The sequence below is a fragment of the Pseudomonas corrugata genome, assembly GCF_001269905.1.
GTDB lineage: Bacteria > Pseudomonadota > Gammaproteobacteria > Pseudomonadales > Pseudomonadaceae > Aquipseudomonas > Aquipseudomonas corrugata.
Genome location: NZ_LHVK01000007.1, coordinates 106,164 through 129,743, shown reverse-complemented (window position 1 = coordinate 129,743; position 23,580 = coordinate 106,164). Strand labels below are relative to the sequence as shown.

Sequence of the window (23,580 nt, the reverse complement as noted above, 5' to 3'; positions counted from 1 at the left end):
TTGAGCGAAGAAAATACGTACGACTCAACGAGCATTAAAGTGCTGAAAGGCCTGGATGCCGTACGCAAACGTCCCGGTATGTACATTGGTGACACCGACGATGGCAGCGGTCTGCACCACATGGTGTTCGAGGTGGTCGACAATTCCATCGACGAAGCCCTCGCCGGCCATTGCGACGACATCAGCATCATCATTCACCCGGATGAATCCATCACCGTTCGTGACAACGGTCGAGGCATCCCGGTCGACGTGCATAAGGAAGAAGGCGTTTCCGCGGCCGAGGTCATCATGACCGTGCTGCACGCCGGCGGTAAGTTCGATGACAACTCCTACAAGGTTTCCGGCGGGCTGCACGGCGTAGGTGTTTCTGTTGTGAACGCGCTGTCCGAGGAGCTGGTGCTCACCGTGCGCCGCAGTGGCAAGATCTGGGAACAGACCTACGTCCATGGTGTGCCTCAGGCGCCAATGGCTATTGTTGGCGACAGCGAAACCACTGGTACCCAGATCCACTTCAAGGCTTCCAGCGAAACCTTCAAGAACATCCACTTCAGCTGGGACATCCTGGCCAAGCGGATCCGTGAGCTGTCCTTCCTCAACTCCGGTGTCGGCATCGTCCTCAAGGACGAGCGCAGCGGCAAGGAAGAGCTGTTCAAGTACGAAGGTGGCCTGCGTGCATTCGTTGAATACCTGAACACCAACAAGACCGCGGTCAACCAGGTGTTCCACTTCAACATCCAGCGTGAAGACGGCATCGGCGTGGAAATCGCCCTGCAGTGGAATGACAGCTTCAACGAGAACCTGTTGTGCTTTACCAACAACATCCCTCAGCGCGACGGCGGCACCCACCTGGTAGGTTTCCGTTCGGCGTTGACGCGTAACCTGAACAACTACATCGAACAGGAAGGCCTGGCGAAGAAGCACAAAGTCGCCACCACCGGTGACGATGCCCGCGAAGGCCTGACGGCGATCATTTCGGTGAAAGTGCCGGATCCGAAGTTCAGCTCCCAGACCAAGGACAAGCTGGTGTCTTCCGAAGTGAAGACCGCGGTCGAGCAGGAAATGGGCAAGTATTTCTCCGACTTCCTGTTGGAGAACCCGAACGAAGCCAAGCTGGTGGTCGGCAAGATGATCGACGCCGCGCGTGCCCGTGAAGCGGCGCGCAAGGCCCGTGAGATGACCCGCCGCAAAGGTGCGTTGGACATCGCCGGCCTGCCGGGCAAACTGGCTGACTGCCAGGAAAAGGACCCTGCCCTGTCCGAACTGTACCTCGTGGAAGGTGACTCTGCTGGCGGTTCCGCCAAGCAGGGACGCAACCGCCGGACCCAGGCCATCCTGCCCCTCAAGGGCAAGATCCTGAACGTCGAGAAGGCGCGCTTCGACAAGATGATCTCTTCCCAGGAAGTCGGTACGCTCATCACCGCGCTGGGCTGTGGCATCGGCCGCGAAGAGTACAACATCGACAAACTGCGCTATCACAACATCATCATCATGACCGACGCCGACGTCGACGGTTCGCACATCCGTACCCTGCTGCTGACGTTCTTCTTCCGTCAGTTGCCGGAGCTGATCGAGCGCGGCTACATCTATATCGCCCAGCCGCCGCTGTACAAGGTCAAGAAAGGCAAGCAGGAGCAATACATCAAGGACGACGACGCCATGGAAGAGTACATGACGCAGTCGGCCCTGGAGGATGCGAGCCTGCACCTGAACGAAGACGCCCCGGGCATTTCCGGTGAGGCTCTCGAGCGCCTGGTCAACGACTTCCGCCTGGTGATGAAAACCCTCAAGCGCCTGTCCCGCCTGTACCCACAGGAACTGACTGAGCACTTCATCTACCTGCCGGCCGTCAGCATGGAGCAACTGTCCGATCACGCAGCGATGCAGGATTGGCTGGCCCAGTACGAAGTCCGCCTGCGCACCGTCGAGAAGTCCGGCCTGGTCTACAAAGCCAGCCTGCGTGAAGACCGCGAGCGTAACGTCTGGCTGCCGGAGGTCGAACTGATCTCCCACGGTCTGTCGAACTACGTCACCTTCAACCGCGACTTCTTCAGCAGCAACGACTACAAGACTGTTGTATCCCTCGGCGCGCAACTGAGCACGCTGCTGGACGAAGGCGCCTACATCCAGCGTGGCGAGCGCAAGAAAGCCGTCACCGAGTTCAAGGAAGCCCTTGAATGGCTGATGGCTGAAAGCACCAAGCGCCACACCATCCAGCGATACAAAGGGTTGGGTGAGATGAACCCGGATCAGTTGTGGGAAACCACCATGGACCCGGGCTCGCGCCGGATGCTGAAAGTGACCATCGAAGACGCCATTGGCGCGGACCAGATCTTCAACACCCTGATGGGTGATGCGGTCGAGCCTCGTCGTGACTTCATCGAGAGCAATGCGCTGGCGGTGTCTAATCTGGATTTCTGATCCTTCGGCAACGCCTGCTCCAAAAAAGCCAACGCTCATGCGTTGGTTTTTTTTTACGCTTGAAGAAGATGTTCCCTGTCAGCACTGGGTGCTCGATGATCGGGTAACGCAGTAACACTTAGGAACAAACCTTTCATTCTCAATCCCTTGCATATCGGCCCAGACCCCCGACACCACGGGACCTCAGCTTTTCTGGCGTAAAACTTGCGTGTTAAATAAACAACACCTCGTTTCTTTAAATTTACAAAAGACACGGTGGTACGAGGCGGTACGAATAAATTCAAGACCAAGGGTAGTCTCAATGAGTGGTACGCAAACTTCCAACAATCTGGAGCAAGGGCTCAAACCCCGGCATGTGACGATGCTCTCCATCGCCGGCGTGATTGGTGCCGGGCTTTTCGTAGGCTCCGGCCACGCTATCGCTGCGGCCGGCCCGGCTGTTCTGTTGGCCTATGCCGCTGCCGGTGCACTGGTGGTGTTGGTGATGCGGATGCTGGGTGAAATGGCAGTGGCTTCGCCGGACACCGGTTCGTTCTCGACTTACGCTGATCGTGCTATTGGTCATTGGGCCGGTTTCACTATCGGTTGGCTCTACTGGTGGTTCTGGGTGCTGGTAATTCCACTGGAGGCCAACGCCGCCGCGACCATCCTGCATGCCTGGTTTCCGAACGTGGCGATCTGGGCTTTCACGCTGGTCATCACATTACTGCTGACGATCACCAACCTGTTCAGCGTGAAGAACTACGGGGAATTCGAATTCTGGTTCGCCTTGGTCAAGGTCATAGCAATCATTGGCTTTATTGGCCTCGGCACGTTGGCGATCTTCGGTCTTTTGCCCACCAGCCAAGTCAGCGGTGTTTCACACTTGTTCGACACCCAAGGCTTCCTGCCAAACGGCATGGGTGCGGTGTTGGGGGCGATCCTGACCACCATGTTTTCGTTCATGGGTACCGAGATCGTGACCATCGCGGCGGCTGAATCGAAGAACCCGGGTCAGCAGATTTCCAAGGCCACCAACTCGGTGATCTGGCGGATCGGCTTGTTCTACCTCGTGTCGATTTTCATGGTCGTATCCCTGGTGCCATGGAATGACCCGCTGCTCGCCAGCGTGGGTTCCTACCAGACTGTGCTGGAACGCATGGGCATCCCCAATGCCAAGTTGATCGTCGATATCGTGGTGTTGGTTGCGGTGACCAGCTGCCTGAACTCGGCACTCTACACGGCGTCGCGCATGATGTTTTCGTTGGGCAAGCGTGGAGATGCGCCGGCCGTTTCCCAGCGCACCAACAAGAGCGGCACGCCTTACTGGGCGGTGATGCTTTCGACCGCTGCGGCGTTCCTGGCGGTGTTTGCCAACTACGTGGCCCCGGCGGCGGTGTTCGAGTTCCTGTTGGCCAGCTCCGGCGCCATCGCACTGCTGGTGTATCTGGTGATCGCGTTCTCGCAACTGCGCATGCGCAAGCAGCGCATGGCCCGTGGGGAAAAAATCGCCTTCAGCATGTGGTTGTTCCCAGGCTTGACCTACGCGGTGATCATTTTCATCGTCGCGGCCCTGACCATCATGCTGTTCCAGGAGGCCCACCGCGTGGAGATCCTGGCGACCGGGCTGTTGAGCCTGCTGGTAGTGGTCTCCGGATTGCTGGTGCAGCGCCGCCGGATTGCAAAAACAGGAAGCCTGGTACAGGCGCGCGGCTGATTGATCGTTCCCACGCTCAGCGTGGGAATGCAGCCAGAGACGCTCTGCGTCTCAAAGAGCCGAACGCAGAGCTAGGTTGATCGTTCCCACGCAGAGCGTGGGAACGATCAACCTAGCTCGCCACCGATGTTTCGCTTCCCGCCGTCACACTCTCCAACCGATACCCATACCCATAAATCGTCAACAACTGCCAACCTCGGTCCGCCGTCAGGCCCAGCTTGTTGCGCAGGCGATAGATATGGGTGTCGAGTGGACGGGATGAAGTCATTTCTTCGTGGGTCCAGAATCGTTCGTAGAAATATTCCCGGGACAATGGACGACCCAGGTTGGCGAACAGGCAACGGGCCAGGCGGTATTCCCGCTCGGTCAGGCTGATGGGGATACCGGCGCGGGTGACGGTCAGCTCGGCGTCGTCGAAGGCCAGGTCGTTGAACACCAGCATCTCGCTGGCCGGAGCACGTTGCAGGTTATGGCGACGCAACACCGCAGTGACCCTGGCCTTTAGCTCGTTGGGCCTGAAGGGTTTGCTCACGTAATCGTCAGCCCCGGTGTTGAGAGCCTGAACGATGTCGTGTTCACCGTCCCGGCTGGTGAGCATGATGGCGGCCGGTGGCGAGTCCATGTGCTCTCGAGTCCAGCGCAACAGTGACAGGCCGCTGATATCGGGCACTTGCCAATCGAGGATCAGCAGGTCGAAGGTCTCCCGACGCAGTTGACGCAACAAGTCCTCGCCGCGTTCGAAACTGTGCAGGGTCCAGGTCTGCTCTCCCCTGCCGGGGATCTGTTGCAGTGTCTGTTCCACCCGGCGCAATTCTGCCGGTTCGTCATCCAGTATGGCGACACGCATGGGCGCGATTCCTTGATCTCTAGGGTAACGGACATCATCAGGGGAGCGCGCAATCTGTCAGATCCGGTGCCGATCCCCTGTCGCAGGCTGCGACAATACCGGCTCACGGCGTAGAGGGAAAGGCAGCAGCACGCCAGCCATCGAGTCCGCTATAGTCTTGGGCTTCGCATCAACCATGAAGCCAATCCTCTCTCGTGTTCGGTCAGGGTATCTATGAGTCATCCGCGTCGCAGTGAAAGCCGTGAACCTACCCAGGCCCAGCGATTGTTTCGACAACTGGTGCGTGAGTGGTTGTGGATAAGTCTGCTGCTGTTACCGGTGACGGCGCTGTTGTCGCTCAGTGTCCAATCGTCTCGCCATGGATCGAGCGTCGTATTATCAGTGTGCCTGGTAGCCTGCGTGCTGGGACTTTTACTGCTGCGCCCTCACTTGGCCCTGTGGACAATGGTGGGTGGCATGACGGCGGCATTGTCGATCAGTGCTGTGCTGGCGTTAGAGGGTTGGTGGTGGTCACCGCTGGCGAGTGTATTGGGAATGCTGTTTGGTTACCTGATCTGGAATTGGCGACGCCTGAGCGTGGTGCTAGCCTATTTCGGCTGGGAGCTGGCGCGCCTGGACGCGGAGCCGAAAGTGTTTCCGGAGCGCCGACGTACCCCTTACACCGGCAGTGACCGCCTGCAGGGCCAGATCATGGCCCTCGAACAAGCGATGGGTAGAACCCGCGACACCCGCCGATTCATTGCTGATGGACTGGAATACTTGCCTGTCGCGACCATGATCAGCGATCCGCAAGGCAGGATACTGCTCGGGAACCGCAAGGCCCGGGATCTTTTCGGCCATGTCCTGGCGGGCTGCGATGTGCTGGAACAGCTTGTGCAGCTGGGGTATCCAGCGCTGGAGCGCGAACCCCATCACCGGTTATCCACATTGCCCTTGGTGGAGTTTCGCGACACTCGCGAACGCAGCCTGCGCCTGGAGCGGGCGCCGCTCATGACGGTTGACGGCGATACGCCCATTGGCTGGTTGCTCAGCCTTATCGACCTGAGCGCGGAGCGAGAAGCCGAAGAGCAGCGCAGCGTGATGCTGCGTTTTCTCTCCCACGACTTGCGTGCGCCTCACTCGGCGATTCTGGCATTGCTCGATGTGCAGCGGCATCAGGCCGGTGGGAATGATCTGCTGTTTGACCAGATCGAGCGCCAGGTCCGTCGAGCCTTGGGCCTGACGGAAGGTTTCGTGCAACTGGCCAAGGCGGAATCCGAGGCGTACCAGTTCCAGCCGACCCTGTTCGCCATGTTGATCCTGGATGTGGTGGACCAGGCTTTGCCCATCGCCCAGGCCAAGCGTATCCGGTTGACTCATGCCGTGGATGATGACGAAGCGATGGTGACGGCGGATCAGTCTCTGCTGACCCGTGCGCTGTTCAATCTGCTGGAAAACGCCGTCAAGTACAGCTTGCCTGACAGCTGCATTTCACTGACGGTTCGTTGCGCGGAGGGCTGGTTGGTCTGCGAGGTCAGCGATCAGGGTAAAGGCATTGATGCCGAGGATCTGCCGGCCCTGTTCAGCCAGTACCGGCGGTTCTCGTCAGCCCATGGTGTGGACGGGATTGGTTTGGGATTGTCGATGGTCAAAGCCGTGGTCGACCGTCATGGCGGCCACATTAAATGTCACAGCGTGGTCGGTGAAGGCACGACATTCAGTTTGCGGTTCCCCTTGCTGGGGGAGGAATCGAAAGATCACGGCGTTCTATGAAAATGGTTCCTGGCAGCGAACCGTATAAGTGCTAAGAAAAACTTATGCACCTGTTGCTCGGTTTTATGTTTTTAAGAAATATGCATTAAAAACAAACGGTTAGAAGATAAAATCTGCAGTTTAAGAACAAACGGTACACAGCTTATCCACAGATATCAGACAGCGAGCTGATCTGTAGCTGCTGGCGATGTGGGGGCCGGGGGAAGCGAGCCCATGTCACGTTGGGTCTGTTCGTTCCAGGCCTGGACCCGGTCGTTGAGCTCGGCAATGGCGCGAGGCCCGCTGCCTTGGGCATACATCGGCTCACCGATCACCACGGTGATGACGCCAGGTTTCCTGATCCAGCCGGCCTTGGGCCAGAATTTTCCGGCATTGTGTGCAATCGGCAATACAGGCAGATCAGCATTCACAGCCAATGCAGAACCGCTGCGGGAAAACTTGCCGACCGTGCCATAGGGAACACGGGTGCCCTCAGGGAAGATCAACACCCAGACGTTGTCCTTGAGCAGTTCGTCGCCCTTCTGCGCCACTTGCTTGAGTGCAGCTTTGGGGTTGTCGCGATCGATGGCGATCGGCCGCAGCATCGCCATGGCCCAGCCGAAGAACGGCACAAACAACAGTTCACGCTTGAGCACCTGGCTCAACGGCTCGAAATAGGCCGACAGGAAAAAGGTTTCCCAGGTGCTTTGATGGTTGGACTGGATCACACAGGGGCGGTCGGGCACGTTCTCGGCGCCCTTCACTTCATAGCGAATGCCCAGGAACACTTTGCTCAACCACAGTGCGCAACGGCACCAGTACACGTTGATGAAGCGGTAACGCGCCTTGAACGGCATGAACGGCGCGACAAAAAAACTCAGGGAGCACCACAGCAAGGAGCTGGTGCCCAACAGCAGGTAAAAGAGAAAAGATCTGATGGCCTGCAATATCGACATAGCGGCATTTACCGTTGCGGGCAATGCCCGCCTGTTCAAGCGCTTCCCGAACAATCCTTGATCAGGATGTCTTGGGAGCTCTAATTGTGGATAAGTTCAGCGGCAATCGCCGCCAGGTCGTCAAAAATCAAGGTGCCTACCGGTAGGGTTTTGCCCTGAGTCTTTTCGCCTTTCCCGGTCTTTACCAAAACTGGCTGACAATCGACGGCCTTGGCCGCCTCCAGGTCACCGAGGCTGTCACCGACGAACCATACGCCCGCCAGCGGTACAGCATAATGCTCGGCAATGGCCCTCAACATGCCCGGCTTGGGTTTGCGACAATCGCAACCTTCATCCGGCCCATGGGGGCAATAGACGATCAGCCCGACTTCGCCACCCTGCTCGGCCACCAGGGCGCGCAAGCGCTCATGCATGGCGTCGAGGACCGCGAGGTCATAGTAACCGCGAGCAATGCCCGACTGGTTGGTGGCAACTGCCACCGTCCAGCCGGCCTTGCTCAACTGCGCAATGGCTTCGATCGAGCCGGGGAGCGGCAACCACTCTTCCACCGATTTGATGTAAGCGTCGGAGTCATGGTTGATCACCCCGTCCCGATCGAGAATCAGCAGTTTCAAGGTTTACCCCAGCAGCGATATGTCGGCGACGCCGAGGAACAGGCCACGCAGGCGTGCCAGCAGCGCGTAGCGGTTGGCTCGCACGTTGGTGTCTTCGGCATTGACCATCACCGCTTCGAAAAACGCATCCACCGGTTCACGCAGTGCCGCCAGGCGTGCCAGGGTTTCGCTGTACTGGCGTGCCGCGGCCATCGGCTGTACTGCCTGGTCTGCCTGCTGGATCGCCGAATACAGAGAGAACTCGTTGGCGTTGTCGAAGTATTTGGCTTCGACGGTGGCCGCGATATTGCCTTCGGCCTTGCTCAACAGGTTCGACACACGCTTGTTCACTGCGGCCAATGCTGCCGCTTCCGGCAGTTTGCGGAAGGCCTGGACGGCTTGCACGCGCTGGTCGAAGTCCAGGGCTGAACCCGGCTTCAGGGCACGTACCGACAGGTAGGTGGCGACGTCGACGCCTTCATCTTCATAACGCGCACGCAGGCGGTCGAAAATGAACTCCAGCACCGCATCGGCCAGGCCGGCGGCCTTGACCTTGCTGCCGAACGCGTTGACGGCGAAGGCCACCGCATCGTTCAGGTCCAGGTCCAGCTGCTTGTCGATCAGGATCCGCAACACACCCAGCGCCGCGCGACGCAGGGCATAGGGGTCCTTGCTGCCGGTGGGCAGCATGCCGATGCCGAAGATGCCGACCAGGGTGTCGAGCTTGTCGGCGATGGCCACGGCCGCACCGGTCAGGGTGGTCGGCAGTTCGGCGCCCGCCCCACGGGGCATGTACTGCTCGTTCAGCGCCAAGGCCACGTCCTGCGGCTCACCGTCGTTGAGGGCGTAGTAGTAACCGGCGATGCCTTGCATCTCCGGGAACTCACCGACCATCTCGGTGGACAGGTCGCACTTGGACAGGATGCCGGCACGAGCCGCGCGCTGGGCGTCGCCGCCGATGCGTGGGGCAATGAAGGCCGCCAATTTCGAAACGCGCTCGGCCTTGTCGTAGACGCTGCCGAGTTTTTCCTGGAACACCACGTTTTTCAGGCGCTCGTTGAAGCTTTCCAGCGGTTGCTTCTTGTCTTGCTTGAAGAAGAACTCGGCATCGGTCAGGCGCGGGCGAACGACTTTCTCGTTACCGGCGATGATCTGCTGCGGGTCCTTGCTTTCGATGTTGGCGACCGTGATAAAGCGCGGCAGCAACTTGCCGTCGGCGTCCAGCAGGCAGAAATACTTCTGGTTGTCCTGCATGGTGGTGATCAGCGCTTCTTGCGGCACTTCAAGGAAACGTTCCTCGAACGAGCACACCAGCGGCACCGGCCATTCCACCAGTGCGGTCACTTCGTCCAGCAGGCTTGGCGGCACGATGGCGGTGCCTTCCTGGCGGGTCGCCAGTTCTTCGGTGCGCTTGCTGATCAGTTCGCGGCGCTCGTTGGCGTCGGCGAGCACGTAGGCGGCACGCAGGTCGGCCAGATAGTTGGCCGGCGAGGTGATGCGCACGCTTTCCGGGTGATGGAAGCGATGACCGCGAGAATCGCGGCCGGCCTTCTGGGCCAGGATCGTGCAATCGATGACCTGGTCACCCAGCAGCATCACCAGCCATTGGGTCGGACGCACGAACTCTTCCTTGCGCGCGGCCCAGCGCATGCGCTTGGGAATCGGCAAGTCATTGAGGGAGTCTTCGACGATAGTCGGCAGCAGGCTGGCGGTCGGCTTGCCCTTGATGCTCTGGCTATAGCGCAGCTTCGGACCGCTCTGGTCGATTTCGCTCAGGTCCACGCCGCACTTCTTGGCGAAACCCAGGGCGGCCTGGGTCGGATTGCCGTCGGCGTCGAACGCGGCCTGGCGTGGCGGGCCGTCGAGGTTGATGCTGCGGTCCGGCTGTTGGGTCGCCAGGCCGGTGATCAACACGGCCAGGCGGCGCGGTGCGGCGTAGACGTGCTTGGTTTCGAAGTTCAGGCCGGCCGTCTGCAGGCCTTTTTCGATACCGGCCAGGAACGCATCGGCCAGGGTATTCAGGGCTTTGGGTGGCAGTTCTTCGGTGCCCAGTTCAACCAGAAAATCTTGAGCACTCATTGTGCAGCCTCCAGCTTAGCCAACACTTCATCACGCAGGTCCGGGGTCGCCATCGGGAAGCCCAGCTTGGCACGGGCCATCAGGTAGGCTTGCGCGACGGAACGCGCCAGGGTGCGTACACGCAGGATGTATTGCTGGCGCGCCGTCACGGAAATCGCCCGACGTGCGTCCAGCAGGTTGAAGGTATGGGACGCCTTCAACACCATTTCATAGCTCGGCAACGGCAGCGGCTGGTCCAGTTCGATCAGGCGCTTGGCTTCGCTTTCATAGAAATCGAACAGTTCGAACAGCTTGTCGACGTTGGCGTGTTCGAAGTTGTAGGTCGACTGTTCCACTTCGTTCTGGTGGAACACGTCGCCATAAGTCACTTTGCCGAACGGGCCGTCGGCCCATACCAGGTCGTAGACCGAATCCACGCCTTGCAGGTACATGGCCAGGCGTTCCAGGCCGTAGGTGATCTCGCCGGTGACCGGGTAGCACTCGATGCCGCCGGCCTGCTGGAAGTAAGTGAACTGAGTCACTTCCATGCCGTTGAGCCAGACTTCCCAGCCCAGGCCCCAGGCGCCCAGGGTCGGCGATTCCCAGTTGTCTTCGACGAAACGGATGTCATGCACCAGCGGGTCGAGGCCCACGCGCTTGAGGGAGCCCAGGTACAGTTCCTGGAAGTTTTCCGGGTTCGGCTTCAGGACCACCTGGAACTGGTAGTAGTGCTGCAGACGGTTCGGGTTTTCGCCGTAGCGGCCGTCAGTCGGGCGGCGGCTGGGCTGCACGTAGGCGGCGTTCCAGGTTTCCGGGCCGATGGCACGCAGAAACGTGGCAGTGTGGAAAGTGCCGGCGCCTACTTCCATATCGTAGGGCTGAAGTACCACGCAACCTTGCTCGGCCCAGTATTGCTGGAGGGCGAGGATCAAGTCTTGGAAGGTACGCACGGCTGGCGTAGGCTGGCTCACGAAATTCACCTGTTTCTTGGGCTGCGATTTAAAGAGCGGGAGTATACCCGATTCGTTCGTGCGCACGCCCCCTGGAGCCTTATGCCACGCTGCTTTTGGTGTTCCGAAGATCCGCTGTACATGGCCTATCACGATCAGGAGTGGGGGACGCCGCTGCGCGATGCGCAGGGTTTGTTCGAGTTGCTTTTGCTCGAAGGGTTCCAGGCCGGGCTGTCCTGGATCACCGTGTTGCGCAAACGCGCCCATTACCGCGAGGTGTTGTACAACTTCGACGTACAGCGGGTGGCGCAGATGAGCGATGCCGAAATCGAGGACTTGATGCAAGACCCTGGCATCATCCGCAACCGCCTCAAGCTCAAGGCCGCGCGCCGCAACGCCGAGGCCTGGCTGGCCCTGGAAGACCCGGTGGCGTTCCTCTGGTCGTTCGTCGGCGACAGCCCCCTTATCAACCATTTCAAGGACCGCACCGAAGTGCCGGCCATCACTCCCGAAGCCGTGCAGATGAGCAAGGGCCTGAAAAAGGCCGGCTTCACCTTCGTCGGGCCGACCATTTGCTACGCCTTCATGCAGGCCTCGGGGATGGTCATGGACCACACCCAGGACTGCGACCGCTACGCCGAGCTGGCACACGGCGGTTAGAATAGCCGGCTCGCAATACGCCCATGAATTCAGGAGTGACCTGTGGATAAGTTGAAAGGCGCCTTGCTGGTCGGCGCTCTGCGGTTATTTGCGCTGCTGCCTTGGCGGGCGGTGCAAGCGGTGGGGTCGGCCATCGGCTGGCTCATGTGGAAACTGCCCAACCGCTCCCGCGACGTGGTGCGGATCAACCTCGCCAAGTGCTTTCCCGAGATGGACCCGGCCGAGCGCGAACGCCTGGTGGGCCAGAGCCTGAAGGACATCGGCAAATCCCTGACCGAAAGCGCCTGCGCCTGGATCTGGCCGGCCCAGCGCTCCATCGAACTGGTGCGCGAAGTCGAGGGCCTGGAGGTATTGAAAGAAGCTTTGGCGTCCGGCAAAGGCGTGGTGGGCATCACCAGCCACCTGGGTAACTGGGAAGTGCTCAACCACTTCTATTGCAGCCAGTGCAAACCGATCATTTTCTACCGCCCGCCCAAGCTCAAGGCGGTGGATGAACTGCTGCAAAAGCAGCGGGTGCAACTGGGCAACAAAGTCGCGGCATCCACCAAGGAAGGCATCCTCAGCGTCATCAAGGAAGTGCGCAAGGGCGGCCAGGTGGGTATCCCCGCCGACCCGGAACCGGCCGAATCCGCCGGCATCTTCGTACCCTTCTTCGCCACCCAGGCCCTGACCAGCAAGTTCGTCCCCAACATGCTCGCCGGCGGCAAGGCCGTCGGCGTCTTCCTCCACGCCCTTCGGCTGCCGGATGGTTCCGGCTACAAAGTCATCCTCGAAGCCGCCCCCGAGGCCATGTACAGCACCGATACCGCAACCGCCTGCGCCGCCATGAGCCAAGTCGTGGAGCGCTACGTGCGGGCGTACCCGAGCCAATACATGTGGAGCATGAAACGCTTCAAGAAACGCCCGCCGGGAGAAGCCCGCTGGTACTGAAGGCCCGCCACTCCATAAGATCGGCCCCACCGGGATTTATGGTGGATGCAGAGTCTACGAACACCCAAGAACCCCTGTGGGAGCCGAGCTTGCTCGCGATGACGGCGACACAGTCAACATCGGTGCAAGCAGACCCACCGCCATCGCGAGCAAGCTCAGCTCCCACAGGATTGGGATGGATGCAATGTCTGTGAACCACCCGGGAAAACTGTGGGAGCGAGCCTGCTCGCGATAGCGCCCTCACAGCCGCCGCTGAATTAACTGACTCCACCTTCCTGTGGCGAGGGGATTTATCCCCGCTGGACTGCACAGCAGTCCCAACCGCCTGAAGCCCTCCCCCAGCCAACCTGATTTCCAAAGCACAATTCAATAGCCTAACCTCCCCTATCCCCAACCAGCCAAGGAAGCGCCAATGGGCATTCGAGGTAACGACCGCCAGATCGATAACATCGAGTTCAACGTCAACGATATCGGCCGAAGCAAAGCCTTCTATGGAAGCGTATTCGGCTGGCGTTTCGTCGACTATGGCCCAACCTATACCGAGTTCAGCGACGGTCGCCTGACCGGTGGCTTCACAACCGGTGAACCTGTGCGCCCGGGCGGCCCGTTGATCATTTTGTACGCGGATGACCTGGAAGGTACCCAACTCAGACTAAAGGCCGCAGGAGCCACCATCAGCCGTGAGGTGTTCGCCTTCCCGGGTGGGCAACGTTTCCACTTTATCGACCCGGACGGTTATGAGCTGGCTGTGTGGTCTGCGTCCTGATCACCGATTGAGAACAAGCAAGCCCCTCGCCACTGCAAACCATTTCCACATGAAGTGTCCCGGATGCCGGCGAGATCATTCATTGTGGCGAGGGGATTTATCCCCGCTGGGCTGCGCAGCAGCCCCAACCCAACTCCTTGTTTATCGCCCCACTCCAACCCCTCAGCCAACCCACGCATCCTTGCGCCTTTGCCTACAACTACGCCAGAATCCGCCCGCTTGTGCGCTTTGCCCCCGGGTTCTATCGTCTTCCTGCCACTGCTCATCAGTGGTCGGGTTTAGTAGCCCGTGGTTTCCCGCAAGATGCATGAGCTCCATTCAGGCAGGTATTTTCCATCCCTGTTCTTGATGGTGGCTGTGCGCAGGGCGCTTCGGCGCGCCGGCAATGCTGGAATCCCCGGTCTACTAACCTGCGTACAGCCGCCACCCTTCTTTTAGTAGGGAAGAGGTCGCGGCCTCACTGAGGATTCCAGCTTATGTTCAAAGTAACTCCAAATCCTCCGGAAACGGAGCAAGCCTCCCCGCGCACAAAAAAGCTCGATGAAGCCGCGGAGCGCGCCCTGGATTTCTATCTCTCACCCAAAGAGACGAAACCCGACGATCCCCAGCCGGGCCAGATATTCACAATCGTAAAAGACATCGACAACGAATCCCTGCTCGCCAACCTCACCGAAACCCTGGCCTCGGCTGACGCCATGGTCAACGACCTCGCCTTCGAACTGGAAGGTTCACGCCGTCATGTGGCACTCGGTATTCAGCAACTGATCGAGCTGGGTTCGTTGCTGGCAAATCGGGTGCTGGATAACGTTGAGTCGCGATAGCAGGTAGACATTCGCTCAATCAATGAAGCAAACCCGACACCGTGTGTCGGGTTTGCTTCGTTTTACTGGATTGTCGCTATCTTCAATCGTTGTACGAAGAACTCGTAAATACCGTCTCGCCAAACATCGCACAGCCCTCTGGTCCATTACTCAAGGAGTCCCTCCCATGAAAATCGACTTCACTGGCCGTTACGTTTTAGTCACTGGCTCCACCAGCGGTATCGGTTTCGCCACCGCCAAAGGCTTCCTCGAAGCCGGCGCCCACGTGGTCATCAACGGTCGCAGCGAGAGCAGCGTGCAGGACGCATTGCAGCGCTTGGGTGATCTTGCTTCCAAGGCCGAAGGTTTTGTGGGGGATCTCAGCAACGCGTCAGGCTGCCAGGCATTGGTCGCCAAGTACCCGCGCTTCGATGTGGTCATCAACAACCTGGGCATCTTCAAGCTGGAAGATTTCTTCGATACGCCAGACAGCGAATGGCAGCGCTTCTTTGAAACCAACGTGATGTCCGGCGTGCGTGTGTCCAGGGCTTATGCGCAGGGCATGGTCGAGCGTGGTTGGGGGCGGATTGTGTTTGTCTCGTCGGAATCTGGCGTGAATATTCCTGCCGACATGATCCACTACGGTTTCACCAAGACCGCCCAACTCTCCATTGCCCGCGGCCTGGCCAAGCGCCTTGCCGGCACCGGCGTTACGGTGAACTCGGTGCTGCCCGGGCCGACGCTGTCCGAAGGTGTTGCCCAAATGCTCCAGGCCGATGTCGAGCGCACCGGGGAAAGCCTGGAAAAGGTGGCAGCGGATTTCGTCAACGAGCACCGCAGCACCTCGATCATCCAGCGCGCGGCGCGGGTCGAGGAAGTCGCCAACATGATCATCTATGCCAGCTCGGAACAGGCCTCGGCGACCACGGGGGCGGCGCTGCGTGTCGATGGAGGTGTGGTGGACAGCATCGTTTAGCAGGGGCGCCTAGTGAGCGCATAGATGAGTGTCCTCACCAAGGCCAATCGACATTCCGAGCATACAAAAACGGGGCTGCATTCATGTGCGGCCCCGTTTGGTTTGATTCATGTGGCGAAGGTACCTGCTTCCACTGAATATGACGCTGCCTTGAAAGTTGCTGCACTCATCCGGTTTACCACGGCTGTACCACCGAGCGGGAGCAAGCTCCCTCGCCACGGATCATTTGCGTCTTCAAGACTTTGGCTTAACTTCTGATCATGCCCACACATTCTGGCGCCTTTACCTCCAGCTACGCCAGAACCCGACTGACTGTGCAGCTTGTCCCTGGAACCTATCGTTTTCCACAATCCGGGTAAATCCACCCCTACTGCGCCACCGCCACCTGATTACGCCCCAACGCCTTCGCCCGATACAGCGCCTTATCCGCATTGTTCATCAAGCTATTGAGGTCTTTATGTCCAGCCTCCGTCGACGCGACGCCCAGGCTGGCCGTTATCCCGTGGACAGGCTCGATTACCAACCCACCAATAGTCTGGACCAGTTCTTCTGCAATCCTGGTGGCGACCTCAATGGAAGTATCCGGAAGCAAGATCGCGAACTCCTCTCCCCCTAGCCGACCGTGAATATCCGTCGAACGGAAGGACGAGCTAATCACCATGCCCATCTGGCGCAACACCTGATCCCCAACCTGATGACCATAGGTATCGTTGATCTGCTTGAAATGATCCATGTCCAGCATCACGGCGCATAACTCCAGCCGGTTGGCTTTGCAGTGGTCATAGAGCCGTTGGGCATGCTCGAAAAAAGCCCGTCGACTCTTCAGGCCGGTCAGTTCATCGGTTTGGGCGGCGCGGGTTGAAATGCTGTTCGCCTGTTCCATTTCACGAGTCAGTCGAAAAGCGGTTTCCAGTGCCTGGGACATTTTGTGTGTGGCGCGGGCTGCGAATGCTGCGAACACTACAATTGAAAGCGCCATGCCAACCTGGATCGGGGACGGTTGGAACAGCAGCCAGGCTGTGCATGGCAACAGAACCAGGCCAATGGAGGCGAGCGTCATGTCGCGGTAGGCCGAGTAGCAGGACACCGCGCTGACGGACATGCCGACCGTAAAGAGCATGACCAGTGCCTGCGACAGAAGATCGTCCGCCGGCATGAGCGCCAATGCGCCGCCTCCCCAGATGCTGGCGGACAGCACGAGGGTGATCCAGTATTTGCGCTCCCAGTGCTGAGGCGTGCGTTTGCTTTCGTCGCTGCGAACATAGGCAATGAACAAGGAGACGCGCAACAACGTCGACCCGGTCAGGATGGCCAGCCACCAGAAGATGACGCTGTGTTCAAAGCGATCCCAGCACAACCAACACAACATGATGGCCGCGAGGTAGCTGCCAAAAACTGCTGAAACCGATTGGCGAAAGAGTTGCTGTAGCCGGTCGGTTTGCACCTGCGCGGCGATGAACAAATTCTGGTCATCCCGAGATCCTAGGCAACTCATATGATCCACCTGATCGTGACGCAACTAAAAAGAACGATTGTGGCACCTCGCCAGCAACGCAAACAATCGAATTACACCTTCGCAAGACCCTGGAGCATTACCCAGCCCTCGAACGCATTTCAGGCATTTCAGAAATCGGGCGTTATCGGTCTCAATAAGTAGCTTGCACCAAGCATGAAAAAAGGAGCAGAGGACGAGATGAGTTCTGTGTTGGTGAATTGGGTGTCGGATAACGTCGAACCGCGATGGCAGGCAAAGAAAAACCCGACGCTTTACGTCGGGTTTTTCGTGGGGTGCGACTGCAAGCTCGACGTACTCAGTGTTACGGGTTACTCGACTTGCGACAGCTTGGCGTCGTCGCAACCGGCAGCACGGCACTCGCGCTCGACAGCTTTGAGTATGACGATACGCGCCTCGGTCTTCTCGTTGGCACAGTCCAGGTAGAGCAGGCCATCGTTGGAACAGGCGTTGTCACGAATTTTGATCCACTGGATCTGAGCGGCTTTTACTTTTTTCTTTTGATCCGGGTTCAGCGCGCTCATCGTCTTCTTGTATTGATCATTGATGTCCTGATCCGACTGAACCATTTTCAGCGACGCGCAATAGGTTCTGTCATAAGCGTTTCTAGGGTTATCGCAACTCATCGCAGAGGCCGATGCTGATGCCATTGCCAACAATGCCCCAACCAACAAAGACTTGATCACTACTTCTCTCCCTGAATGCCCTCTATTCATTAGAGGTCGTGGCGTGGAATTTATCATGAGTGCAAAAAAAACGGGCCTGCATTCCCACGCAGCCCCGTTTTTTTCATCACCGATCAGATCAGAACGCCGGCAAAACCGCGCCTTTGTACTTCTCCAGAATGAAAGCCTTCACTTCCGGGCTATGCAATGCAGCGGCCAGCTTCTTCATTGCGTCGCTGTCCTTGTCGTCCTCACGGGCCACCAGGATGTTCACGTAAGGCGAATCGCTGCCTTCGATCACCAGGGCATCCTTGGACGGATCCAGCTTGGCTTCCAGCGCATAGTTGGTGTTGATCAGCGCCAGGTCGACCTGGGTCAGCACGCGCGGAATGGTCGCGGCTTCCAGTTCACGGAATTTCAGGTCCTTTGGATTCTCGGTAATGTCCTTGGTGGTCGACAGGATGTTGGTCGCATCCTTGAGCTTGATCACCCCGGCCTTCGCCAGCAGCAACAGCGCACGGCCGCCGTTGGTGGCGTCGTTCGGGATCACTACGTTGGCGCCGCCTGGCAGTTCTTCGAGCTTCTTGTACTTGCTCGAGTAGGCACCCAGGGGTTCCAGGTGCACACCCGTCACGCTTACCAAGTGCGTGCCCTTGGCCTTGTTGAACTCATCCAGGTACGGCTGGTGCTGGAAGAAGTTGGCGTCCAGGCGCTTTTCGGCGACCTGGACGTTCGGCTGGATGTAGTCGGTGAAGACCTTGACCTTGAGGTCCACGCCTTCTTTGGCCAGTGCCGGCTTGACGAACTCGAGAATCTGCGCGTGTGGCACCGGCGTTGCTGCAACGGTCAGGGTGTCGGCGTGGGCGGAAAACGCTGCGGCGGCAGCGAAGGCAACCAATAACTTCTTCATTCAGCTAACTCCTTGTGGGGCGCCCGCTCTTGGCGCCTGCCAGCGAATGGCTGGCTCATGGTTTATGGGCACGAGGCCTTATTTTCTAGAGAAATGCACAACCAGCTTGTCGCCTACCGTTTGCAGGACCTGGACCAGCACCAGCAGCAAGACCACCGTGACCACCATGACATCGGTCTGGAAACGCTGGTAACCGAACCGGATCGCCAGGTCGCCCAAGCCACCGGCCCCGACCACACCGGCCATGGCCGTGTAGGACACCAGCGTAATTGCTGTCACCGTAATCGCGGCAAAGATGCCCGGACGGGCTTCCGGCAGCAAGGCGTTGACGATGATCTGCCGGGTGGTTGCGCCCATGGCCTGGGTCGCTTCGATGATGCCGCGATCGACTTCGCGCAGGGCGGTTTCCACCAGGCGGGCGAAGAACGGTGTCGCGCCGACCACCAGAGGTGGAATTGCGCCGGCCACGCCCAACGAGGTACCGGTAATCAATACCGTGAACGGAATCATCACGATCAATAGGATGATGAACGGCAGCGAGCGCAGGATGTTGACGATCAGCGACAACAGCGCATAAACGCCGCGGGCCTCAAGCAACTGGCGTGGGCTGCACAGAAACAGCAGCACCCCCAGCGGCAGGCCGAGCAGCACGGTGAACAACAGCGAACCGAACAGCATCAGGAAGGTATCACCGGTCGCCAGCCAGATTTCCAGCCAGTCGATATTTGAGAAGAACGAACTCAACAGGTCCATCAGCGCAGCACCTCCATGTGGACATCGGCCGCGGTGAAGTGGGCGAACGCCGCTTCCATGTCACCGCCGGTGATGGCGAGGGTCAGTTGCCCGTAGGGAGTGTCTTTGATGCGGTCGATACGGCCGGCCAGGATGCTGTAGTCCACACCGGTTTCCCGGGCGACAGTGCCGAGTAATGGTGCGTAGGTCGCGTCGCCCTGGAATGTCAGACGCACGATGCGTCCCGGTACATGGGCAAAATCGTCGCGTTGTTCGCTCTCGTCGATTTGCTCGTCTTCCTGGACGAAACGCTTGGTGGTCGGGTGCTTGGGGTGCAGGAACACGTCGGCCACCGGCCCTTGCTCGACGATGACGCCGGCGTCCATCACCGCCACTTCATCGCAGACCCGGCGGATCACGTCCATTTCGTGGGTGATCAACACAATGGTCAGCTTCAGCTCGCGGTTGATTTCGGCCAGCAGTTGCAGCACCGACGCGGTGGTCTGCGGGTCCAGCGCACTGGTGGCCTCGTCGCACAGCAGAATCTTGGGCTTGGTCGCCAGGGCGCGGGCGATGCCGACGCGCTGCTTCTGGCCGCCGGACAACTGCGCCGGGTATTTCCTGGCGTGATCGGACAAGCCTACACGGGCCAGCAATTCAGCCACTCGCCGGTCGATTTCGCTACGGGACAACTCACCCGCCAAGGTCAGTGGCAGGGCCACGTTGTCGGCCACGGTCTTGGAGGCCAACAGGTTGAAGTGTTGGAAAATCATCCCGACCTGTTGACGGAAGCGGCGAAGGCCTGTGGCGTCCAGGGCGGTGACTTCTTCACCGTCGACGATGATCTTGCCGCCGCTGGCGTCCTCCAGGCGATTGATCAGACGCAGCAGGGTACTTTTTCCTGCACCAGAATGGCCAATCAAGCCGAAGACCTGACCGTTCTCGATCGTCAGACTGGTCGGGTGCAGCGCGGGGATATCCTTACCGGCGACGCGGTAGGTTTTATGGACGTTTTGAAACTCGATCACGTAGCGAACCTTGTGGGGCGCGTTGGAAAAGGGGGCAGCGGTTAGCCGGGGCGCATTTTAGCCTGTCTGTATAGAGGTCATTAGCATTTATTTCGCAATCTGGCTGCCATTTGGCAATAACACGATCGAAGGCCAGCAGGCCTGGGTGTCAGTTGTTGGGGGCTCACCCTGGTCGCTATCGGGGACCAAGCAGCCGCATCGTCGGCTTGGCGCCGGCCGGGAAAATCCAGGCACGCTCCGAGGGAACGGCTAGAACCCTCATCAGTCACTACATAAGCCACTCCCGAATGCCTGGGCGCCACTGCCCGGCGCTTGTCCGCAAGCCCTGTGTGGAAAGGGATCGAAACGAGGAGTTTATGTCTGATGAATACCAAGCAGCCTGCAACCGGCAAGAGCCAACTGGCCGGGACCGACACCCTGGATCGCGGCAACAGCAACGCCAAGCTTGAGAGCCTGGAGCCGTTTCGCTCCGATGCCACCGAACAGGCCTTGCGCACCAATCAGGGTGTGAAGATCGCCGACAACCAGAACACCCTCCGCGCTGGTGCCCGTGGGCCTTCGCTGCTGGAAGACTTCATCATGCGTGAAAAGATCACGCATTTTGACCATGAGCGCATTCCTGAGCGCATCGTTCATGCCCGCGGCACCGGCGCCCATGGTTATTTTCAAAGTTATGAAGCGCATTCGGCACTGACCAAGGCTGGCTTCCTGCAAGACCCGAGCAAGAAGACCCCGGTATTCGTGCGCTTTTCCACCGTGCAAGGCCCGCGGGGTTCCGGTGACACGGTGCGTGATGTGCGGGGCTTTGCGGTGAAGTTCTTCACCGACGAAGGTAACTTCGACCTGGTTGGCAACAACATGCCGGTATTTTTCATACAGGATGCGGTGAAGTTTCCAGACTTCGTCCACGCGGTAAAACCCGAACCCCACAACGAGATTCCTACCGGCGGCTCGGCCCACGACACCTTTTGGGATTTTGTCTCGCTGGTGCCGGAATCGGCTCATATGGTGATCTGGGCGATGTCCGACCGAGCCATTCCAAAAAGCCTGCGGAGCATGCAAGGTTTCGGCGTGCATACCTTCCGCATGATCAACGCTGAGGGCCGCAGCAGTTTCGTCAAGTTCCATTGGCGACCCAAGGTCGGTACGTGTTCGTTGGTGTGGGACGAAGCCCAGAAGCTGGCCGGTAAAGATACGGACTACCACCGTCGCGATCTGTGGGAGGCGATCGAGATGGGGGATTACCCGGAATGGGAATTCGGCGTGCAGATCGTCGCCGAGGAAGATGAGCACACATTCGATTTCGACCTGCTCGACCCGACCAAGATCATTCCTGAAGAACTCGTACCCATTACGCCGCTGGGCAAGATGGTGCTGAACCGTAATCCGGACAACTTCTTCGCTGAAGTCGAGCAGGTCGCCTTCTGCCCCGGGCATATCGTGCCGGGAATCGACTTTTCCAACGATCCTTTGCTGCAAGGCCGGCTCTTTTCCTACACCGATACGCAAATCAGCCGGCTCGGTGGACCGAACTTTCATGAGCTGCCGATCAACCGTGCGATCACTCCGGTGCACAACGGCCAGCGTGACGCCATGCACCGCACCACCATCGACAAGGGCCGGACCTCCTACGAGCCCAACTCCATCGACGGTGGTTGGCCGAAGGAAACCCCGCCCGGCCCGCAAGACGGTGGCTTTGAAAGCTATCCAGAGCGCATCGACGCCTACAAGATCCGCCAGCGCAGTGACTCGTTCGGTGACCATTTTTCCCAGGCGCGACTGTTCTACAAGAGCATGAGTGCTCACGAGCGGGAGCACATCATCGCGGCCTACAGTTTCGAATTGGGTAAGGTCGAGCGGGAGTACATCAGGGCGCGGCAGGTTAACGAGATCCTTGCCAACATCGATCTGGAACTGGCGGCGCGGGTGGCGAAAAACCTCGGATTGCCGGCACCCGCCGCATGCACCGTGGATGTGCCGACCCCTTCGCTGGAGACATCCCCGGCCTTGAGCCAGGCGAACCTGCTGTCTGGAGATATCAAGACGCGCAAAGTCGCGGTGCTGGTGGCGAACGGTGTCGATGGGGCGATCATCGATGCGCTCAAACAGGCACTGAAGGCCGAGGGCGCCCATGCAAAAGTTCTCGGGCCGACCTCCGCGCCGGTCATGACCGCCGATGGGCAGACGCTGCCGGTGGATGCGTCCATGGAGGGGTTGCCGTCCATTGCGTTTGACGCCGTGTTCGTACCGGGCGGCGCGCAATCGATTCAGGCCTTGAGTGCCGATGGCGTTGCGTTGCATTACTTGCTGGAAGCCTACAAACACCTGAAGGCCATCGCCCTCAACGGCGAAGCCAGGCAGTTGCTGGCGTTGCTGAAACTGGAGGCGGATGCAGGGCTGATTCCGGAGGCGGATGCCGGTAAGTTCGCGGATTTCTTTGCGGCGATTGCCCAGCATCGGGTTTGGGCGCGGGAGCCCAAGGCCAAGGGGATTCCGGCTTGATGAGCGTCTGAAAAGGGCTTTTTGCCTGTCAGGCCGCTATCGCGAGCAGGCTCGCTCCCACATTGGATGTGTTGTGAATACAAATGTTGTATTCGACACAACCCCCTGTGGGAGCGAGCCTGCTCGCGATGCTTTTAAGATTTACGCGGAGTCAGCACCAGCTGTGCCTGCACGCTGCGCAGAATCTGTTTGCGAAGCCTCAGATCAAACCCGGGATCGAGCTTTTTAACCCGCTTGGTCAGCAAGTTCGCCAGCCACGGATAATCGTCGGTGCGCGGCGCCTGGACAGTCACATCACACTGAAAATTCACCACATCAGCGGCAATGGCATCCAGTTGCCGACGCATTTGCTGGATATCGCTGATGTTTAGCTGAATCGTGGTGCTCTCGGCGCTCGGATCGATCAGCTTGGCAACCGGTTTGGTTTCGGCAGCCTGGAGAGCCGCTTCGGCTTTATCCAACTCGATCTTGCGGGCTTCGGCGATCGCGCCGTTGACTTCACCGGTCAGTGCCGGGGCCTTGGGCATCAGAGCGCGGGCACGGCTCAGGGCGGTGGCGGCGGCGTTTACATCGCCTTTTTGCAGATCGATCTGGCTGCGGCGCAGATACGCCTCGGCCAGTTGCCGCTGATAGGGCTCCAACGCCGGGTCATTCGGCGCCTGGGCCTGCAGTGCGGCCAATTGATCTTCAGCGGTGGCCAGCTCATTGCCGGCCAGGCTTTGTTCCAGCTGCGCAATGGCCGGGCCCCGGGTGTCGGGCGCTTCGGTCACTGGCGGCGAACTCGTGCAAGCCCCCAGCAGCAAGAAAAATGCGACAAGGAGCAGATAACGGGAGGCGAACGGCTTCATT

20 protein-coding genes are annotated in these 23,580 nt (G+C 59.2%); 9 read left to right on the top strand and 11 right to left on the bottom strand.

Annotation, left to right across the window (positions count from 1 at the left end; genetic code table 11):
- The gene (gyrB, locus tag AD665_RS10280) at positions 1-2,418 is read left to right on the top strand and encodes a DNA topoisomerase (ATP-hydrolyzing) subunit B (RefSeq protein ID WP_024777774.1); all 2,418 of its coding nucleotides are present in this window, start codon (positions 1-3) and stop codon (positions 2,416-2,418) included.
- Between the two features lie 301 nt (positions 2,419-2,719).
- Positions 2,720-4,114, top strand: coding sequence for a GABA permease (gene gabP / locus AD665_RS10275; protein ID WP_053191984.1), 1,395 nt, complete (start codon positions 2,720-2,722; stop codon positions 4,112-4,114).
- A 112-nt stretch (positions 4,115-4,226) separates the two neighbouring features.
- Here gabP and AD665_RS10270 read toward each other — a convergent pair whose 3' ends face one another.
- Complete coding sequence (locus AD665_RS10270) at positions 4,227-4,961, bottom strand: response regulator transcription factor (RefSeq protein WP_024777772.1); 735 nt, start codon at positions 4,959-4,961, stop codon at positions 4,227-4,229.
- Between the two features lie 213 nt (positions 4,962-5,174).
- Between AD665_RS10270 and AD665_RS10265 the strand changes: the two genes are divergently transcribed.
- The gene (locus tag AD665_RS10265) at positions 5,175-6,713 is read left to right on the top strand and encodes a PAS domain-containing sensor histidine kinase (RefSeq protein WP_053191982.1); all 1,539 of its coding nucleotides are present in this window, start codon (positions 5,175-5,177) and stop codon (positions 6,711-6,713) included.
- A 155-nt stretch (positions 6,714-6,868) separates the two neighbouring features.
- Here the strand turns inward: AD665_RS10265 and AD665_RS10260 are convergent, their stop codons facing one another.
- The 4 genes from AD665_RS10260 to glyQ all read right to left on the bottom strand — a co-directional run bounded on the left by AD665_RS10260 (position 6,869) and on the right by glyQ (position 11,270).
- Positions 6,869-7,648, bottom strand: coding sequence for a lysophospholipid acyltransferase family protein (locus tag AD665_RS10260; protein WP_024777770.1), 780 nt, complete (start codon positions 7,646-7,648; stop codon positions 6,869-6,871).
- An 80-nt stretch (positions 7,649-7,728) separates the two neighbouring features.
- Complete coding sequence (gene gmhB, locus AD665_RS10255; RefSeq protein ID WP_024777769.1) at positions 7,729-8,262, bottom strand: D-glycero-beta-D-manno-heptose 1,7-bisphosphate 7-phosphatase; 534 nt, start codon at positions 8,260-8,262, stop codon at positions 7,729-7,731.
- Between the two features lie 3 nt (positions 8,263-8,265).
- Positions 8,266-10,320 (bottom strand): glycine--tRNA ligase subunit beta, encoded by a 2,055-nt coding sequence (gene glyS, locus AD665_RS10250; protein WP_024777768.1) that lies wholly within the window; start codon positions 10,318-10,320, stop codon positions 8,266-8,268.
- On the bottom strand, positions 10,317-11,270 hold the full coding sequence (gene glyQ, locus AD665_RS10245; protein WP_024777767.1) for a glycine--tRNA ligase subunit alpha: 954 nt from the start codon (positions 11,268-11,270) through the stop codon (positions 10,317-10,319). Before glyQ ends, glyS begins: the two co-directional genes overlap by 4 nt.
- 81 nt (positions 11,271-11,351) lie before the next feature.
- Here glyQ and tag point away from each other — a divergent pair, with 81 nt between their 5' ends.
- The 5 genes from tag (at position 11,352) to AD665_RS10220 (ending at position 15,381) form a co-directional block, all read left to right on the top strand.
- A complete protein-coding gene (tag, locus tag AD665_RS10240; RefSeq protein ID WP_053191980.1) occupies positions 11,352-11,909 on the top strand; it encodes a DNA-3-methyladenine glycosylase I in 558 nt (185 codons plus the stop codon).
- Between the two features lie 42 nt (positions 11,910-11,951).
- Complete coding sequence (locus AD665_RS10235) at positions 11,952-12,839, top strand: lysophospholipid acyltransferase (RefSeq protein WP_024777765.1); 888 nt, start codon at positions 11,952-11,954, stop codon at positions 12,837-12,839.
- 412 nt (positions 12,840-13,251) lie between these two features.
- Complete coding sequence (locus AD665_RS10230; RefSeq protein ID WP_053191978.1) at positions 13,252-13,605, top strand: VOC family protein; 354 nt, start codon at positions 13,252-13,254, stop codon at positions 13,603-13,605.
- A gap of 476 nt (positions 13,606-14,081) precedes the next feature.
- Complete coding sequence (locus AD665_RS10225) at positions 14,082-14,426, top strand: DUF6124 family protein (RefSeq protein WP_053191976.1); 345 nt, start codon at positions 14,082-14,084, stop codon at positions 14,424-14,426.
- A gap of 166 nt (positions 14,427-14,592) precedes the next feature.
- Entirely contained in the window at positions 14,593-15,381 is a 789-nt protein-coding gene (locus AD665_RS10220; protein WP_024778394.1) for an SDR family NAD(P)-dependent oxidoreductase, read from the top strand.
- A 367-nt stretch (positions 15,382-15,748) separates the two neighbouring features.
- Here the strand turns inward: AD665_RS10220 and AD665_RS10215 are convergent, their stop codons facing one another.
- From AD665_RS10215 to AD665_RS10195, 5 genes are all read right to left on the bottom strand, one after another.
- Positions 15,749-16,876 carry a GGDEF domain-containing protein gene (locus AD665_RS10215; protein WP_053191974.1) on the bottom strand — a complete coding sequence of 376 codons (1,128 nt, stop codon included), beginning with the start codon at positions 16,874-16,876 and terminating at the stop codon, positions 15,749-15,751.
- A 329-nt stretch (positions 16,877-17,205) separates the two neighbouring features.
- Complete coding sequence (locus tag AD665_RS10210; protein ID WP_080686221.1) at positions 17,206-17,580, bottom strand: lysozyme inhibitor LprI family protein; 375 nt, start codon at positions 17,578-17,580, stop codon at positions 17,206-17,208.
- A 118-nt stretch (positions 17,581-17,698) separates the two neighbouring features.
- Positions 17,699-18,469: a MetQ/NlpA family ABC transporter substrate-binding protein gene (locus AD665_RS10205; RefSeq protein WP_024778397.1), complete on the bottom strand. Its 771-nt coding sequence runs from the start codon at positions 18,467-18,469 to the stop codon at positions 17,699-17,701.
- Positions 18,470-18,547: 78 nt separating this feature from the next.
- Complete coding sequence (locus AD665_RS10200) at positions 18,548-19,222, bottom strand: methionine ABC transporter permease (RefSeq protein ID WP_024778398.1); 675 nt, start codon at positions 19,220-19,222, stop codon at positions 18,548-18,550.
- Complete coding sequence (locus tag AD665_RS10195; RefSeq protein WP_024778399.1) at positions 19,222-20,229, bottom strand: methionine ABC transporter ATP-binding protein; 1,008 nt, start codon at positions 20,227-20,229, stop codon at positions 19,222-19,224. Before AD665_RS10195 ends, AD665_RS10200 begins: the two co-directional genes overlap by 1 nt.
- A gap of 363 nt (positions 20,230-20,592) precedes the next feature.
- On the opposite strand from AD665_RS10195, the gene katE reads away from it, so the two are divergent.
- Positions 20,593-22,731, top strand: a complete 2,139-nt coding sequence (gene katE, locus AD665_RS10190) for a catalase HPII (RefSeq protein ID WP_053191972.1) — start codon at positions 20,593-20,595, stop codon at positions 22,729-22,731.
- Between the two features lie 134 nt (positions 22,732-22,865).
- Here katE and AD665_RS10185 read toward each other — a convergent pair whose 3' ends face one another.
- Positions 22,866-23,579 carry a PA5502 family lipoprotein gene (locus tag AD665_RS10185; RefSeq protein ID WP_024778401.1) on the bottom strand — a complete coding sequence of 238 codons (714 nt, stop codon included), beginning with the start codon at positions 23,577-23,579 and terminating at the stop codon, positions 22,866-22,868.
- Position 23,580: the final 1 nt, after the last annotated feature.

Bases quoted from the DNA above. Each gene is read 5' to 3' on its own strand.
- gabP (WP_053191984.1), top strand. From the start codon at position 2,720: ATGAGTGGTACGCAAACTTCCAACAATCTGGAGCAAGGGCTCAAACCC.
- AD665_RS10270 (WP_024777772.1), bottom strand. From the start codon at position 4,961: ATGCGTGTCGCCATACTGGATGACGAACCGGCAGAATTGCGCCGGGTG.
- AD665_RS10265 (WP_053191982.1), top strand. From the start codon at position 5,175: ATGAGTCATCCGCGTCGCAGTGAAAGCCGTGAACCTACCCAGGCCCAG.
- AD665_RS10260 (WP_024777770.1), bottom strand. From the start codon at position 7,648: ATGTCGATATTGCAGGCCATCAGATCTTTTCTCTTTTACCTGCTGTTG.
- glyS (WP_024777768.1), bottom strand. From the start codon at position 10,320: ATGAGTGCTCAAGATTTTCTGGTTGAACTGGGCACCGAAGAACTGCCA.
- tag (WP_053191980.1), top strand. From the start codon at position 11,352: ATGCCACGCTGCTTTTGGTGTTCCGAAGATCCGCTGTACATGGCCTAT.
- AD665_RS10230 (WP_053191978.1), top strand. From the start codon at position 13,252: ATGGGCATTCGAGGTAACGACCGCCAGATCGATAACATCGAGTTCAAC.
- AD665_RS10225 (WP_053191976.1), top strand. From the start codon at position 14,082: ATGTTCAAAGTAACTCCAAATCCTCCGGAAACGGAGCAAGCCTCCCCG.
- AD665_RS10220 (WP_024778394.1), top strand. From the start codon at position 14,593: ATGAAAATCGACTTCACTGGCCGTTACGTTTTAGTCACTGGCTCCACC.
- AD665_RS10215 (WP_053191974.1), bottom strand. From the start codon at position 16,876: ATGAGTTGCCTAGGATCTCGGGATGACCAGAATTTGTTCATCGCCGCG.
- AD665_RS10205 (WP_024778397.1), bottom strand. From the start codon at position 18,469: ATGAAGAAGTTATTGGTTGCCTTCGCTGCCGCCGCAGCGTTTTCCGCC.
- AD665_RS10200 (WP_024778398.1), bottom strand. From the start codon at position 19,222: ATGGACCTGTTGAGTTCGTTCTTCTCAAATATCGACTGGCTGGAAATC.
- katE (WP_053191972.1), top strand. From the start codon at position 20,593: ATGAATACCAAGCAGCCTGCAACCGGCAAGAGCCAACTGGCCGGGACC.
- AD665_RS10185 (WP_024778401.1), bottom strand. From the start codon at position 23,579: ATGAAGCCGTTCGCCTCCCGTTATCTGCTCCTTGTCGCATTTTTCTTG.